Source organism: Aeromonas sp. s10 (genome assembly GCF_040907975.1).
GTDB lineage: Bacteria > Pseudomonadota > Gammaproteobacteria > Enterobacterales > Aeromonadaceae > Aeromonas > Aeromonas caviae.
On record NZ_JBFOCV010000040.1, the window covers coordinates 97,481 to 114,119 of the forward strand.

Annotated in this window: 11 protein-coding genes; 9 read left to right on the forward strand and 2 right to left on the reverse strand. The window is 59.8% G+C overall.

What is annotated here, in order from left to right; all coding sequences use genetic code 11:
* Nucleotides 1–17: 17 nt before the first annotated feature.
* The 9 genes from AB5Y59_RS14285 to rmf all read left to right on the forward strand — a co-directional run bounded on the left by AB5Y59_RS14285 (nt 18) and on the right by rmf (nt 13,740).
* Nucleotides 18–239, forward strand: a complete 222-nt coding sequence (locus AB5Y59_RS14285; RefSeq protein ID WP_010674767.1) for a DUF2835 family protein — start codon at nt 18–20, stop codon at nt 237–239.
* A 274-nt stretch (nt 240–513) separates the two neighbouring features.
* Nucleotides 514–5,376, forward strand: coding sequence for an NAD-glutamate dehydrogenase (locus AB5Y59_RS14290; protein ID WP_368212200.1), 4,863 nt, complete (start codon nt 514–516; stop codon nt 5,374–5,376).
* Between the two features lie 47 nt (nt 5,377–5,423).
* A complete protein-coding gene (gene pyrD / locus AB5Y59_RS14295; RefSeq protein ID WP_221365469.1) occupies nt 5,424–6,434 on the forward strand; it encodes a quinone-dependent dihydroorotate dehydrogenase in 1,011 nt (336 codons plus the stop codon).
* 85 nt (nt 6,435–6,519) lie between these two features.
* Nucleotides 6,520–7,056, forward strand: coding sequence for a cell division protein ZapC (locus tag AB5Y59_RS14300; protein ID WP_041215146.1), 537 nt, complete (start codon nt 6,520–6,522; stop codon nt 7,054–7,056).
* Nucleotides 7,057–7,363: 307 nt separating this feature from the next.
* The gene (gene rlmKL, locus AB5Y59_RS14305) at nt 7,364–9,535 is read left to right on the forward strand and encodes a bifunctional 23S rRNA (guanine(2069)-N(7))-methyltransferase RlmK/23S rRNA (guanine(2445)-N(2))-methyltransferase RlmL (protein WP_191967217.1); all 2,172 of its coding nucleotides are present in this window, start codon (nt 7,364–7,366) and stop codon (nt 9,533–9,535) included.
* The gene (locus AB5Y59_RS14310; RefSeq protein ID WP_151027402.1) at nt 9,535–9,762 is read left to right on the forward strand and encodes a glutaredoxin family protein; all 228 of its coding nucleotides are present in this window, start codon (nt 9,535–9,537) and stop codon (nt 9,760–9,762) included. Before rlmKL ends, AB5Y59_RS14310 begins: the two co-directional genes overlap by 1 nt.
* 72 nt (nt 9,763–9,834) lie before the next feature.
* Nucleotides 9,835–11,745 carry an ABC transporter ATP-binding protein gene (locus AB5Y59_RS14315; RefSeq protein WP_041215149.1) on the forward strand — a complete coding sequence of 637 codons (1,911 nt, stop codon included), beginning with the start codon at nt 9,835–9,837 and terminating at the stop codon, nt 11,743–11,745.
* An 8-nt stretch (nt 11,746–11,753) separates the two neighbouring features.
* Nucleotides 11,754–13,403: a DUF3466 family protein gene (locus AB5Y59_RS14320; RefSeq protein WP_045524876.1), complete on the forward strand. Its 1,650-nt coding sequence runs from the start codon at nt 11,754–11,756 to the stop codon at nt 13,401–13,403.
* 160 nt (nt 13,404–13,563) lie between these two features.
* Nucleotides 13,564–13,740: a ribosome modulation factor gene (rmf, locus tag AB5Y59_RS14325; RefSeq protein ID WP_010674759.1), complete on the forward strand. Its 177-nt coding sequence runs from the start codon at nt 13,564–13,566 to the stop codon at nt 13,738–13,740.
* Between the two features lie 80 nt (nt 13,741–13,820).
* On the opposite strand, the gene fabA is transcribed toward rmf, so the two are convergent.
* On the reverse strand, nt 13,821–14,381 hold the full coding sequence (fabA, locus tag AB5Y59_RS14330; protein WP_010674758.1) for a 3-hydroxyacyl-[acyl-carrier-protein] dehydratase FabA: 561 nt from the start codon (nt 14,379–14,381) through the stop codon (nt 13,821–13,823).
* A gap of 78 nt (nt 14,382–14,459) precedes the next feature.
* On the reverse strand, nt 14,460–16,439 hold the full coding sequence (locus AB5Y59_RS14335; protein WP_045524875.1) for a Lon protease family protein: 1,980 nt from the start codon (nt 16,437–16,439) through the stop codon (nt 14,460–14,462).
* Nucleotides 16,440–16,639: the final 200 nt, after the last annotated feature.

The following is a 16,639-nucleotide window of genomic DNA, read 5'->3' on the forward strand; positions in this document are numbered from 1 at the left end:
GATGACCAGGAGGTGACATGAGGCAATACACTTTTCGGCTCTCCCTTGGCCGCGACGAGATCATGTTGATGTACCAGGGGCAGGTGAACCGCCTGGTGGTACGTACCGAGCAGGGTCTGACCCTGGAGCTGGGATTGGAGAAAATCCGGCGTTTTGTGTCGGAGAGCGGCGTTCACGGCTACTTTCGACTGAAAACCCAGGACGATCATCGCTTCATTTCCCTGGAACGCATAAATTAACAAAACTTGAACATCAATCCGGGTAAATATCTGCTTTAAGTCACTATCTATCCGGTAAATGGCGCGGCATCCAGTGCGATTTTCTGAATTTTGCCAACTTGGCAAAATTTATCACAACCCAAGCCGTGATCTGTCCCTTGTTTTTAACATCCCGTTATCACCTTTGCTCGCCTTCCTTGATCCAAGCCATTACACTTCGCTGCAACTCTGTACCGGTGGGCATCCTGGGTGGATGTCGCCGTGTCTGTGATGTCGTCCGATAAGGAAACTAGCAATGGCATTGAAAGACGCCCCTACCTCCGTTCTGCTCGAAAACGTTCTCAGTCTGATCCACCAGAAATTGCCGAAAAACAGTGCCTCCCTGGTCGAATGTTTCGTTGCCAAGTTCTACGGCAACATGGCCAGCACTGATCTGCATGACCGCAATGACAGCGATCTCTATGGCGCCGCCCTCAGTCTGTGGAATGCCCTCAACCACCGTACCGGCATCGAGCCCTATATCCGGGTCTACAACCCCGAGCTGACCCGCCACGGATGGCAGTCTCCCCATACCATCGTCGAGATCATCCTGCAGGATTCCCCCTTCCTGGTGGACTCCATCCGCATGGCCCTCAAGCGTCTCAATATCACCGCCCACATGATGCTGCACCAGCCGCTGCACCTGATCCGCGGCGAAGGCGGCAAGATTGGCGCCATCCTGGATCTGGACAACACCGCAGAGCAGACCTCGGTGGAAACCGCCTTCCTCATCGAAATCGATCACCTGACCGGTGAAGAGGAGATGGACGCCCTGACTGCCGAGCTCAACTCGGTGGCGCGGGAAGTGGCCCTGGCGGTGGGAGACTGGCAGCCCATGCTGGCGCGCCTGAACGAGATCATCGAGGAGCTGCCCAAACGCAAGAACCCGGTCAGCCAGGCTGAGGTGGACTCCTGCGTCGCCTTTCTCAAATGGGTGGCCGCCCACAACTTCACCCTGATGGGTTATCGTCGCTACGACGTCAAGGCGGTGGAGGGGGATCACGAGATCCTGCCGCAGCCCGAGTCCAGCCTGGGGCTGATGAAGAACTCCATCAAGGACGAAGGCCAGCGCCTCGGCACCATGCCCGCCAGCGCCCGTCACGCGGCCCTCAGTTCCGACTTGCTGATCCTCACCAAGTCCAACAGCAAGTCCCGGGTGCATCGTCCGGCCTATGTGGACTACATCGGCATCAAGCGTTTCGACGAGCACGGCAAGGTGGTGGGAGAGGATCGCTTCATCGGCTTGTATGCCTCCTCCATCTACAACACCAGTGCGACCCAGATCCCCCTCATCAGCCACCGCCTCGAGCGCATCATGGCCGCCTCCGGCTTTGAATCGGGCTCCCATGCCTACAAGGCGCTGCTGAACGTGCTGGAAACCTACCCGCGCGACGAGCTGATCCAGGCCCGTGAAGAGGAGCTGCTGGCCACCGGTCTCGGGGTACTGGAGATGCAGGAGCGGGACATGCTGCGCCTGTTCGTGCGCCGCGACGTCTACGGCCGCTTCTTCTCCTGCATGGTCTATGTCACCAAGGAGCGCTACAACACGGCGCTGCGGGTCAAGACCCAGCAGATTTTGCAGAAATATTTTGGCAGCAGCATCGATGTGGAGTTCAACGTCTACTTCACCGAGGGTGTGCTGGCACGGACCCACTACATAGTGCGGGTCAACAACAACAACGTGGATGTGGATGTGAACGAAGTACAGAACAACCTGATTGAAGCGGCCCGCAGCTGGGATGACCGCCTGGATTCCGTGCTGCTTTCCCACTATGGCGAGGCCCGCGGCAACGAGCTGCGCCGCCGTTTCAGCACCGCCTTCCCCCGCGCCTACAAGGAAGATGTGCTGCCGGGCTCTGCCGTGGCGGACATCATGGCCCTGGATGGATTGAGCGAGGCCGAGCCGCTTGGCATGCTGTTCTACCGCGCCCAGGAGGAGGAGAACGATCGCCGGGTACGCCTCAAGCTGTTCCACCGAAGCGAACCCATCCACCTCTCCGACGTCCTGCCCATGCTCGAAAACATGGGGCTGCGCGTCATCGGCGAGACCCCGTATCAGGTACGGACCCCCACCGGCGAGGTGTTCTGGATCCTCGATTTCTCCATGCTGCTGCGGGGCGAGCAACCGTTCGATCTGGAGCAGAGCCAGCAGCGCTTCCAGCAGGCCTTCGCCGCCATCTGGAACAAGACCCTGGAAGATGACGGCTTCAACCGTCTGGTGCTGGGGGCCGGCCTCACCGGTCGTCAGGTATCCGTGCTGCGGGCCTATGCCAAATACATGCGCCAGACCGGCGTCTCCTTCAGCCAGTCCTATATCGAGGAGACCCTGACCCGTTATCCGGACATCGCCCAGCTGCTGTTCACCCTGTTCGAACAGCGCCTGGATCCGGCCATCAAGCAGGATGCCAAGGTGCCATCGCAAGATGCCAAGGCATCCGCCAAGCTGCACGAGCAGCTCGCCGCCAAGCTGGATCAGGTCGCCAACCTGGATGACGATCGCATCATTCGCCGCTATGTGGAGATGATCGACGCCACCCTGCGCACCAACTACTACCAGCTGGACAAGGCGGGCAACATCAAGCCCTACATCTCCTTCAAGCTGGCCCCCTCCTGCATCACCGACATGCCGCTGCCGCTGCCGAAGTTCGAGATCTTCGTCTACTCCCCGCGAGTGGAAGGAGTACACCTGCGCTGGGGCAAGGTGGCCCGTGGCGGCCTGCGCTGGTCCGATCGCAAAGAGGACTTCCGCACCGAAGTGCTGGGTCTGGTGAAAGCTCAGCAGGTGAAGAACACCGTCATCGTGCCGGTGGGCGCCAAGGGCGGCTTCTATTGCAAGCAGATGCCGGCGGGGGCGCCCCGTGCCGTCATCCAGGAGGAGGGCAAGGCCTGCTACCGTCTGTTCATCCGCGGCCTGCTCGATGTGACCGACAACATCATCGGCGGCGAGGTGATCCCGCCAAAATCAGTGGTGCGTCACGACGAGGATGACTACTACCTGGTCGTGGCGGCCGACAAGGGCACCGCCACCTTCTCCGACATCGCCAACGAAATCAGCCTCGAATACGGCCACTGGCTCGGCGATGCGTTCGCCTCCGGCGGCTCGGTGGGCTATGACCACAAGAAGATGGGCATCACCGCCCGCGGCGCCTGGGAATCGGTCAAGCGCCACTTCCGTGAGATTGGCATCAACTGCCAGACCACCGACTTCACCTGCGTGGGGATCGGTGACATGGCCGGCGACGTGTTCGGCAACGGCATGCTGCTCTCCGAGCACATCCAGCTGGTGGGCGCCTTCAACCACATGCACATCTTCGTCGACCCGACCCCGGATGCGGCCAGGAGCTTCGTCGAGCGCAAGCGCCTGTTCGAGCTGCCCGGCTCCAGCTGGGATGACTACAACCGTGAGCTCATCTCCAAGGGGGGCGGCATCTTCCTGCGCTCTGCCAAGTCCATCAAGCTGAGCCCGGAAATGCAGACCCTGCTCGGCACCGACAAGAGCGGCATGGCCCCGAACGAGTTGATCAAGGCGCTGCTCTGCCTGAACGTCGACCTGCTCTGGAACGGCGGCATCGGCACCTATGTGAAGAGTGCCCGCGAGAGCGACGCCGACGTCGGGGATCGCAGCAACGACGTGCTGCGGGTCAATGGGCGTGATCTGCGTGCCCGCATCGTGGGCGAGGGTGGCAACCTGGGCTTCACCCAGCTTGGCCGGGTGGAGTACGCGAGCCAGGGTGGTCGCATCAACACCGACTTCACCGACAACGTGGGCGGGGTGGATTGCTCCGACAACGAGGTCAACATCAAGATCCTGCTCAACCAACTGGTGGCCGCCGGGGATCTGACCCTCAAGCAGCGCAACCAGATGCTCTACGAGATGACGGATGCGGTGGCCCAGGTGGTCATCACCAACGCCTACCGCCAGTCACAATCCATCTCGGTGACCGCTTTCCGTGGTGCCGAGCAGCTGAAAGAGCAGCAGCGCTTCATCCAGGGGCTGGAGCGGGAAGGCAAGCTTGACCGGGCGCTCGAGTTCCTCCCCTCCGACGAGGAGCTCTCCGAGCGGATGGCGGCAGGGCAGGGGTTGACCCGACCCGAGCTCGCCGTGCTGGTGGCTTACGGCAAGATGGTGCTCAAAGAGCAGCTCAACTGCCCGGAAGTGACCGAGGAGCCCTTCCTCGCCAACATGCTGGTCACCAGCTTCCCGACCCAGTTGCAGCAGCAATTTGGCGCGGCCCTGGCCCAGCATCCGCTGCGAGGCGAGATCATCGCGACCCGGGTGGCCAACATGCTGGTCAACGACATGGGGCTCAACTTCGCCAGCCGGATGAAGGACGAGACCGGTGCCTCGGTGGCGGAAGTGGCCTGCTGCTTCGCCATGGCCCGGGAAGTGTTCGGCCTCGGCGCCCTGTGGCGTGACATCGAAGGGTGTGACAACGGGGTGGATGCCCAGACCCAGCTCGAGCTGATGTTCTACAGCCGCCGCATCGTACGCCGCGCCACCCGCTGGTTCCTGCGCGCCCGCAACCGCAGCTGGAGCATCGGCGAGAACATCGCCTTCTTCCGCCCGGCCTTCGAGACCCTGAGTCAGCACCTTTATGAGGTAATGGACGAAAGCGAAGTGGCCGAACACAGCCAGGCGGTCGCCGCCCTGATGGAGAAACAGGTGCCGGAGGCCATCGCCCGTCGCGTGGCACACATGAGCAGCCTCTTCTCCTGCCTGGATCTGGCGCAGATTGCCGCGGAGCACAAGACCGACATCCTGCGGGTTGCCAACGTCTACTATCGCCTGGGCGCCAAGCTGGATCTGCACTGGTTCCTCGAGCAGATCAACCATCAGCCGGTGGGCAACCACTGGCAGGCGATGGCGCGGGCTTCCTTCCGCGAAGATCTGGACTGGCAGCAACGCAGCCTCACCTCCGTGGTACTGGAAGGGTGCAAAGAGCAGGGGGAATGCGCTACCATACTGGCCGACTGGATTTCGGAGCATGAGCAACTCTTGTCCCGTTGGACCCACATGTTGGCCGACTTCAAGACCACGAGCACGCACGAGTTCGCCAAGTTCTCGGTGGCCTTGCGAGAGTTGAACCTGCTCCAGTTGAATTGCCGAACCTCGGCATAACCCAAAAAGCCCCGGCCAGTTGCCGGGGCTTTTTTTAAGGAGCAAGCATGCTGTACCCACTCGCCAGGCATTTCCTGTTCAAACTCAATCCGGAGCAGGCTCACGATCTCTCCATCAAATATTTGCCCCGCCTTCTCGGTACCCCGCTTGATTGTTTCTTCCGCCATTCTCTGCCCAAACGCCCCGTCACCGTCATGGGGCTTAATTTTGCCAATCCGGTGGGGTTGGCCGCCGGTCTGGATAAAGACGGGGAGTGCATTGATGCCTTCGGCGCCATGGGGTTCGGTTTCATCGAGGTCGGTACCGTGACCCCCAGACCCCAGAGCGGCAATGACAAGCCTCGTCTCTTCCGGGTGATCCCGGCCGAGGGGATCATTAATCGCATGGGATTCAACAACAAGGGAGTCGATCACCTGGTAGCGCGGGTGAAAGAGGCCAAATATCAGGGGGTGATCGGCATCAATATCGGCAAGAACAAGGACACCCCCATCGAGCAGGGCAAGGATGATTACCTTCTCTGCATGGACAAGGTGTATGACCACGCCGGTTATATTGCGGTCAATATTTCCTCGCCAAACACCCCGGGTCTGCGTCAATTGCAATATGGCGATGCACTGGATGAACTGCTGGCCGCATTGAAACAGCGCCAACAGGAGCTGGCCGAGAAATATAAAAAGTATGTGCCGCTGGCCGTGAAAATTGCCCCGGATCTGTCACTCGATGAAATAGATCAGGTAGCCGCCTCTTTGATCAAGAACCGTATTGACGGTGTCATCGCCACCAATACCACTCTGGAGCGGGAGATGATATATGACATGCCCCATGCCGCAGAGGCCGGCGGGCTTAGCGGTCGTCCGCTCCAGCACAAGAGCACCGAGGTGATCCGCCACCTGGCCAAGGCCCTCGACGGCGCCCTGCCCATTATCGGTGTGGGTGGTATCGACAGCGCCATGGCGGCTCGGGAAAAACTGGCAGCGGGTGCCAGTCTTGTCCAGATTTACAGCGGCTTTATTTATAAAGGGCCGAGTCTGGTCAAAGAGATCGTTACCCATATTTAAAAAATAACCGGTTGCCCTTATTTAACGTTGCTCAAATTCTCGACATGGAATAAAGTCGAGGGACGGCTTAGATAAGGGCACCACCATGTGTATTCAACCCAATGACAATTGGCAGTGGCATTATGACGCTCAGGATGATCGCCTGATGCTGGATTTGTCCGATCGCATGATATTTGCCACTGAATATAAAGGTCGACAACTTGTTCCCTGTTCTTTCACCACCCAGCCTTTTTGTGTGGATGATGCCGCCCTCTATTACCAGTTGATGGACAAGGCCGCTGAACTCGACTGGAGTACGCCCCACCAGGTCCAGCTGGTCCTCAATGCCATCGCCGTCAGCCGTTTTTATAAACCCCTGATGCCGCAAAGCTGGTTCTTTCATGAACAGCAGGCTCATGTTTTTCCGGATATGGGATCCCTGGTGTGGATGGATACGCCCCACGGTCGGGGGGAATTCATGGTCATCGAAGCCGGCGATCAGGCGAGCGTTTGCCTGAACCTGACCGACGAGCTGGTGCTGACCAACAGCAAGACGCTGCCGCGCTTTGCCGTGATCAAGGTGATGAATAACCGGATGCAAGCCAGAGTCCGGGCACAGACACAATATCGGGAAGTGGGCTGACGACGGGGCTGTTATATGGCGACGAATAAGTCCGTTATAGGCCTGCTATATTGGTCTGATATTTAAGCGCTCAGTCTCTCTCTTGTTCCATTATTTGTCTTTTTCCTTCGTCTGGTCGTCACGACCATTTTCTGCCTGGTCCGGGCAAGATTTTCGAATTCTTTACGAATGTGATGGTAGACAACTGCCAGCCAGGAGCGGGATCCTGTCGCCCGCAAGGGGGAGGGGAGCGTTTGCCGCGCCTCTTGCCGTTTATATGGCGCCTTTGTCCAAGGTTCGAGTGCCGAGCGCGGGCCGATAAGGTATAATGCGGCACTATTTTTATGGCATCCCCGTGAGCGTGATGAAAGAATTTTTTGCAACCTGCCCCAAAGGGCTGGAAAACCTGCTGGCCGTCGAGCTGACCAATCTGGGTGCGGAGCAGGTCCGTGAGACCGTGGCCGGCGTCCACTTCAAGGGCGAACTGGCCATCGGTTACAAGGCCTGTCTGTGGAGCCGCTTTGCCTCCCGAATCGTGCTGGTGCTCTCCGAGTTCCAGATGAACGATGATCTGGACCTCTACCTCGGGGCCCATACCATTCCCTGGGAAGAGCACTTCTCCGGTACCGCCACCATCGCGGTGGACTTTACCGGTACCAACGCCTCCATTCGCAATACCCAGTACGGCGCCCTGAAGATCAAGGACGCCATCGTCGATCGCTTCACCAAGCGCGGTCACGTGCGCCCGGATGTGGACAAGAAGTCCCCGGACATTCGCATCATGGCGCACCTTGGCAAAGGCAAGGCCAATATCACGCTGGACTTGTCAGGCCCGGCGCTGCACCAGCGCTTCTATCGCCAGGGCACCGGCGAGGCGCCCCTCAAAGAGAACCTGGCTGCGGCCATGATTGCCCGCAGCGGCTGGGCCGGCGAGCCCATGATGGACCCCATGTGCGGCTCCGGTACCCTGCTGATTGAAGCGGCCTTCATCGCTGCCGACATGGCGCCTGCGCTGCGCCGTGAGCGCTTCGGTTTCGATCGCTGGCTGCAACACGATGGTGAACTGTGGCAGAGTCTGATGATGGAAGCCCAGGTGCGTGCCAAGCGCGGCATGCAGCGCTGCGAGGTGAAACTGTTCGGTTGCGATGCGGATACCCGGGTCCTGATGAAGGCCCGTGACAATGCCAAGGCCGCCGGCGTGGCCCATCTCATTACCTTCAAGCAGGCCGATGTCACCAAGCTGGAAAATCCGCTGCCGATGCCGGCTGTGGAAGGAGAGAGCCGTCAGGTCGGCATGCTTATCTCCAACCCGCCCTATGGCGAGCGTCTCGGTGAATTCCCGGCGTTGCTGGAAGTGCATCAGGCCCTTGGCGATGCCCTGCGCCGCGGCTTCCAGGGGTGGAAGATCACCATTCTCTCCGCCTCTCCCGAACTCCTGAGCTGCCTGCGCTTGCGTGCCGACAAGCAGTATCGCCTGTTCAACGGCGCCCTCGAGTGCCAGCTGCGCAACTATCAGATCGCCCTCGATGCCGTTGCTTCCCAGAAAGAGGTGGCCCAGGACTTTGCCAACCGTCTGCGCAAGAATCTGAAGACCCTCGAGAAATGGGCGAGCAAGGAGAACCTCGATTGCTACCGCCTCTATGACGCGGACTTGCCGGAGTACAACGCTGCCATCGACCGCTATCAGGATTATCTGGTGGTGCAGGAGTACGCGGCGCCCAAGGACATTCCCGCCCAGAAGACCCGCCAGCGTCTGCTGGACATGGTGCAGGCCGCCATCAAGGTGACCGGCATGGACGGCGAGAAGGTGATCCTGAAGGTGCGCGAGCGCCAGGAAGGCAAACAGCAGTACCAGAAGCTCTCCGAAGAGCAGCACCGGATGGAAGTGCAGGAGTATGGTGCTCGCCTCTGGGTCAACCTCTACGACTATCTGGACACCGGCCTCTTCCTCGACCACCGCCAGACCCGCCGCATGCTGGGCCAGATGGCAAAGGGCAAGCGCTTCCTGAACCTCTTCGCCTATACCGGCAGTGCCACCGTGCACGCGGGGCTCGGCGGCGCCCGCGAAACCACCACGGTGGACATGTCGCGCACCTACCTCAACTGGGCCCAGGACAACATGCGCCTCAACTCGCTGGTGGGCCGTGAGCACAAGTTCGTGCAGGCGGATTGTCTGAAGTGGTTGTCGGAAGCCGACGAGCAGTACGACCTCATCTTCATCGATCCGCCCACCTTCTCCAACTCCAAGCGGATGGACGAGAGTTTCGACGTGCAGCGGGATCACCTGCTGTTGATGCAGCACCTCAAGCGCCTGCTCGCGGCGGACGGCACCCTGGTCTTCTCCAACAACAAGCGCCACTTCAAGATGGACTTGGCCGGCCTTGACGCCATCGGTCTCAAGGCGCAGAACATCACGAACAAGACCCGGCCCAAGGACTTCGAGCGCAACCAGCATATCCACAACTGCTGGATCATCACTCACGCCGAGGCACAAGGCTGATGCTGACCCTGTTTCACACCGACGGCTGCCACCTGTGCGAACAGGCGTGGACGCTGGTGGAACAGGCCGGGGTGGCCGCGCAGACCCGCCGCTGCGACATCCTAGAGGAGGAGATCTGGCTCGAGGCTTACCGGGTGCGCATCCCGGTGCTGCAAGACAGTGCCGGCCGGGAGCTGGGCTGGCCTTTCACCCTGGGAGAGCTGCAAGGCTGGCTGGCACAGGGGTGAGCAGGATTTGACGACAAAACGGGGGCAGACTCACGCTGCCGCCCGTTTTTTCATAAGCAACAAGGAACAAACATGGCTCTTTTGACATTGCACGGCGCGTCCCTGTCGTTCAGTGATTTTCCGCTGCTCGACCATGCCGAGCTCACCATAGAGCGGGGCGAGCGCCTCTGTCTGGTGGGTCGCAACGGGGCGGGCAAGTCTACCCTGATGAAGGTGATTGCCAGCGAACTGCCGCTGGACGACGGCCGTCTGGTGTTGCAACAAGATTTGAAAGTGACCCGCCTCGAGCAGGATCCGCCCGCCTCGAGCGAGATCACCGTGTTCGATTACGCCGCAGAAGGGCTGGCCGGGGTAGGGGAGCTGCTCAAGCAGTACCATCATGTCTCCCACGCCCTGGCGCACGACCCTTCCGATGCCAACATTCGCACCATGAGCCAGTTGCAGGAGCAGCTCGACTATCAGAACGGCTGGCAGTACGAGACCCGCATCAATCAGGTGCTGACCCTGCTTGATCTCGACCCTGATGTGACGCTCGACAGTCTGTCTGGCGGCTGGCTGCGCAAGGTGGCTCTGGCCCGCGCCCTGGCGTGTGACCCGGATCTGTTGCTGCTGGACGAGCCGACCAACCACCTGGACATCGATGCCATCAACTGGCTGGAAGAGTTCCTCAAGGACTTTCGCGGCGCCATCGTCTTCATCTCCCACGACCGGGAGTTCATCCACAAGCTGGCGACCCGGATCATCGATCTCGATCGCGGCGTGATCACCTCCTGGCCCGGCAACTATGACGAATATCTGCAAGGCAAGGAGGAGTGGCTGCGGGTCGAGGAGCTGAAAAACGCCGAGTTCGACCGCAAGCTGGCCCAGGAAGAGGTATGGGTGCGCCAGGGTATCAAGGCGCGTCGTACCCGCAACGAGGGACGGGTGCGGGCCCTCAAGGCGATGCGCATGGAGCGCACCCAGCGCCGGGAACTGCAGGGCAAGGCCAAGCTGCAACTGGACGAGGCGGGCCGCTCCGGCAAGCTGGTGTTCGAGACCGAGGGGCTGGGGCTGGACTTTGGTGATCGCACCCTGTTCCAGGGACTGGATCTGCAGGTGCTGCGCGGGGACAAGATTGCCCTGGTGGGCCCCAACGGCTGCGGCAAGTCGACCCTGATCAAGCTGCTGATGGGCCAGCTCGAGGCGAGCCGTGGCTCGGTGCGCCAGGGGACCAACCTGGAAGTGGCCTACTTCGATCAATATCGTGAGCAGCTCGACCCCGAGAAGACGGTGGTGGACAACGTGGGGGAGGGCAAGCAGGAGGTGATGGTTCGCGGCCGCTCCCGCCACATCCTTGGCTACCTGCAGGACTTCCTGTTCGAGCCCAAGCGGGCGCGCACCCCGGTCAAGGCCTTGTCAGGGGGCGAGAAAAACCGTCTACTGTTGGCCAAACTCTTCCTCAAGCCCAGTAACTTGTTGATTCTGGATGAACCAACCAACGACCTGGATGTCGAAACGCTGGAATTGCTGGAAGAGCTGCTCACCGATTACCCGGGCACCCTGCTGCTGGTCAGCCACGATCGCCGTTTCATCGACAATACCGTGACCGGCTGCTGGCTGTTTGAAGGGGATGGACGGATCAGCGATTATGTCGGGGGCTACGCCGACATGATGGCCACACGAGCCCTGCAGGCCGCCCAACAGACGGCCAAGGCGACCCAGATCAAGGTGGCAGAGCCTGTCGCGTCGGCAGCGGAGCCTGCGAAAAAAACACGAAAACTCTCTTACAAGTTGCAACTGGAGCTGGATAATCTGCCAGCCCGGCTGGAACAGTTGGAAATGGAACTCGATGCCCTGCAGGCCGAGATTAACCACCCCGGTTTCTTCTCTCTGCCAGCAGAGCAGACCCAGCCCAAACTGGATGCATTGAATGCGGCAGAGGCCGCATTGGAACACGCCTTCTCCCGTTGGGAGGAGTTGGAAGCGTTGAAACATCAAGACTAAGGAAGTAGATGAAAAAGCAATTATCCATGCTGGCCATCCTGGTCGGCGCCAGCCTCAACGCGCAGGCGGCACAAAGCTCCTTTTTCACCATCGTCGATGACGAAGTCAAAGGCTATGCCAGCGGGATCAGCGGCGATGCCAACGGCCTCATCGGGCTCAACACCAAGAACAACATGGCGGAATACTTCTCCACCGTGCGGTTTGCCGACTTCCTGGTCGATCGTTTCCGTTTCGAGCAGGGTTGCATGCTCTCCAACTCGGTCTGCAACTCCTTCTGGAGCGACAACTCGGGCTTTGCCTACCAGTGGCGTCGCGACTTCCTGGACAAGGTGGATCAACGCAGCAACCTGGGCTACGTGACCAGCTCCGAGGTCGATGGCCTGGTGACGGCCCTCGGGGATGTCCCGGAGGATCGGGTCGGTTACAAGATGAATGGCAAGCTGCGCACCGCCTTTGCCGTGGTCAATGACGGCAACCCGGTCGAGCTCAAGGATGCGGCCAGCACCCACGGCCTGAGCGTACCCACCTCCATCAAGAAGCTGGACAACGGTCAGTATCTGGTGACCGGTACCGCGGCCAGCGACAAGTATCGCCACAAGGTGGGCGGTGACTTCTACAAGTGGTGTTTCGAGACGGGCAATGACAGCCAGTACGGTGACTTCCGCTACTGCCCCGGGGTCGATACCCAGGCGAGCTTCTGGCTGCTCAACAGCTCGGGCGGGTTCAACAAGCTGATGCAGGCCGGCACCTATGGCCATCAGCGTGACGAGGTGCTGCAAACCGCCTCTGCACTGGGCGTGGCCAAGTACAACGGCACCCTCTACGGCGTGGGCTACAGCTCTACCGGCGAGGTGGGCACCGGTGATCTGGATGGTCGTAACCTCGCCAGCTACTGGACCCTGGATACGGCTGCCGGCACCGTGGGCACCACCAAGATCATCCCGCTGCCGGATGGCGAGCCTGGCAAGGACGATGCCAAGCTGCAACACAGCTGGGCCGTGGCCGTCAACGACAACGGCTACGTGATCGGCAACCAGCGCTATCGCATCAACAAGGGACAGAACCGCCCGGTGGAGATGTTCCTGTTCAACCTGAGCAAGCCGGGTACGGCGGCCAGCCTTCCTCTCCAGGACAAGCCGGTCTCGGGGGCAGGCTCGGAAGCGGCCGCCATCAACGATCACAACATGGTGGTTGGCTGGCGCGACTCCCGTCACCAGACCCAACCGGTGGTCAATGGCACCAACCGCATGCAGGAAGCCTTCCTGCTGAACGCGGCCGCCCCGGCCAACAGCTGGTATCTGAACGATCTCATCTGTGGCAAGGATGACGCCGGCAACAAGCAGTGTGCCCAGAACGGCAAGTACTATCACATCGCTTACGCGAGCGGCATCAGCAGCGACGGCACCATTGCCGCGACGGCGTATCGCTATGACAGCGAGAGCGACCTCAACAAACGCGCCAACGCCACCGTGGTCGCCGTCAAACTGACGCCGGCCGTGGCGGATTATCAGGGCAATGCCCCGGCCAGCTATGTGGTCAGCAATGCGCCGGTCAACAACCAGACCGGTCAGGATGGTGGCGAGGGCGGTGGCGGCAGCCTGTTCTGGTTGACTCTGCTGGCGCTGCCCTTTGCCTGGCTGCGTCGCTATCAGCGATAAATAAGTGTCATCAAAAATTAATGCAGTTCAGTATCTTGTGTCACAACCCCTGAATAGCATGGAATTTTTTGTTTGACCCTGCCTCCCCCCTGGGGTAAAGATGAAGGCGACCGGTGAAAAACTGGTCGCTTTTTTTGTTCCACGAAGAGGGTCGTAGATGATGAAGAGACAGAAACGGGACCGTCTGGAGAGAGCTCGCGCTCGTGGTTATCAGGCTGGCGTAGTCGGCAAACAGAAAGAAGCGTGTCCGTACCAGTGCCTGGATGCCAGGGGCCATTGGCTTGGTGGTTGGCGCGATGCCATGGAAGGGCGAGGCTCAGGCCTCTTCATGAAGTAACCGATACTTCATCACTCAGTACAAAAGGAAAGGGGCCATCGTGGCCCCTTTACGTTGTCTCTGCTCACCCAGGAGCAGGATCAGAATGCGGTGGTGTCTTTGAACAGGCCCACTTTCAGATCGGTGGCGCTGTAGATGGGGCGACCATCCACTTCGACGACGCCATCGGCAATGCCCATGACCAGTTTGCGGTTGATGACGCGCTTGAAGGTGATTTTGTAGGTGACCTTCTTGGCTGTCGGCAGGATCTGGCCGGTGAACTTGACTTCACCGACACCCAGCGCACGTCCCTTGCCAGGACCCCCTTTCCAGCCCAGGAAGAAGCCGACCAGTTGCCACATGGCATCCAGGCCCAGGCAGCCAGGCATGACGGGATCGCCGGGGAAGTGGCAGTCGAAGAACCAGAGATCCGGCGTGATATCGAGTTCAGCCAGGATTTCACCCTTGCCGTGCTCGCCGCCATGGTCGTTAATCTTGACGATGCGATCCATCATCAGCATGTTGGGGGCGGGCAGCTGGCTGTTACCTTCACCAAATAATTCGCCACGGCTGCAGGCAAGCAGCTCTTCACGGGTAAAGGACTCTTTGCCTTGTTCGCACAGGGAGAGGCGGGGATCAGTGGTGTCGTTATCTAGGGTCACGCTGTTTATCCTTCATATGGGTCAAAGCCGGGCCAATTTAGCTTACAGATGTTCGCTAAACAACTCCGATCACTTCATTTAACGGCCAAGCAGCCGGTCCAGCAGGCTGCGCAGCAGGCCGCCACTCTTGGTTGCCGTGCCATTGAGTTCGTCCAGTCTCTCCTGGATGCGGCCAAACAGGGTATCCGGCATGTCCGGTTCGCCAGCGACGCAGCCGGTGAGCAGCTCGATAGCCTCTTCCACGTGATCCACCGGGTGGATGTGGAACTGGCCGGCCTCTACTGCCGCGATCACTTCATCAGAAAGGTTGAGCTGCTGGGCGTTGGTGCCTGGCAGCAGAATGCCTTGCTTGCCGGTGAGACCGTGGATCTTGCACACCCGGAAGAAGCCCTCAATCTTCTCGTTCACGCCGCCAACGGCCTGCACATTGCCGAACTGGTCGACCGCACCGGTCACGGCGAAGTGCTGATAGATGGGCTGGCGGGCGAGGGCGGAGAGCAGGGCACACAGGCCGGTCAGGGAGGCGCTGTCACCATCGATCTCGTGGTATGACTGCTCGAACACCAGGTTGGCCGAGAGCGGCGAGGGGTTCTCTGCGCCGAACTTGTTGGAGAGGTAGCCGTGGATGATCATCATGGCCTTGGCGTGAATGTGCCCGGCGAGCTCCGCCTTGCGCTCGATGTCAGCCACATCGCCATCCCCGAGGTGGACGGTCGCGGTGAGGCGTACCGGCTCCCCGAAGTCATAGGGATGGCCGGCCACCTGGATGACGGAAAGGCCGTTGATCTGGCCAACCTCTTCACCGTCGGTCTGCAGCAGGATCTGGCCGTCGATGACACCCTGATCCGATTGCTCCACCAGATAGTTGAGGCGGTAATCCTGCTCTTCCAGGGCGAGCAGGATATGTTCGTCAGTGACGCAGGTCGCTTCCAGCTCGCGGGCCAGGCTGTCGGCCATGCGCATGATGGCGCCGAGCTGTACCTCGGAGAGGGATAGCCACTCCTGGTGGTCACACAGGCGGCTGGCATGGCGACAGAGGGCGAGGAGGGCACTTGGCGTGAAATCCAGCAGCGCCCAGCGCGCTCGCAGCCAGGCGAGATATTGCAGGAAGGCGGGGAGATCTTCCTCGATGTTCACTTCGGAGACCAGATCGGCACGCAGGAAGATGCGCTCCGCCATGTCCCTGTCCAGCATCTGGAATTCCGCCACGTCCAGCCTGTCACCGACCAGGATCAACTTGAACCGGATGGGGGTCGCTTCCGGGGTGAAGAACGGCGTCAGCGTCTTGCCTTCCTGATAGGCATTCCAGTCCAGCTCGCCTTTTTGCATGGCGTTCTTGAGCTTGAACCAGAGATGAGGCTGATCCAGCAGCTCATCAAGCTGAAGTATCAGGTAACCACCGTTGGCTTCCCGCAGCAGACCAGGTTCCAAAAGATGCTGGTTGGCGTAGACGGAGCCTTGTTCCGTCTGATAGTTGATGGAACCGAACAAGGTATCCCAGTTCAGGTCGCGGCCGTAGACGACAGGGGCTTGCTGATCCTCATGATGGATCAGCAGGTTGATGAGTACCGGGTGCTGGAACTCGAGGCCCTGGGCGACATGGGCGGCCAGATCGGAGAGGAAATCCACGATCTTGGGGTCGTTGTTCTGTTTGCGGATGATCCGGGTGACCAGCCGCTCGGCGTCGAGGTGGTGGCTCATCAGCTTGAGCAGCTCGCCGACCATTTCGCAGAACTCGAAACCCGAGCCCGGTTGCAGGCGCAGCCAGATGGGCTTGAAAGGGTTGTTGAGATTCTCGGTATAACAGAGATCGAACAGGTCGCCATCCTTGCCATTCGAAGAGGCGATCAGGGTCTGGCAGACATTCTCGTAATCTGCACCGGGGAAACCGTTGAGGATCATGACCGGGCAGTCACCATCAAAACTGGCCAGCCGTTTGATACCCGAAATCGCTCTGGGTTGCAGGGCGGCAAACGGAATGGGGTCGAGTTCGCCCAGTGTGGGGAACTGCTCAATCGAGAAAGCGGGTTTTAATTGTTCTGATGTTAATTCAGCCACTTAAGACATCCGGTCGGGGATAGGATCAATTGCCACCATTATACACAGTTCGGTTGAGGGTGACAGAATACCAAGATACTTAATTTAACATAATATACATTATGCGCAGTGTCGTGTTTTATGAGTCCCAGGGCATGGTCAATCAAGGATTGCCTTTAGGTCCAACATCTTGGTTATGAGTGCAGCTTTATTGTTCACCA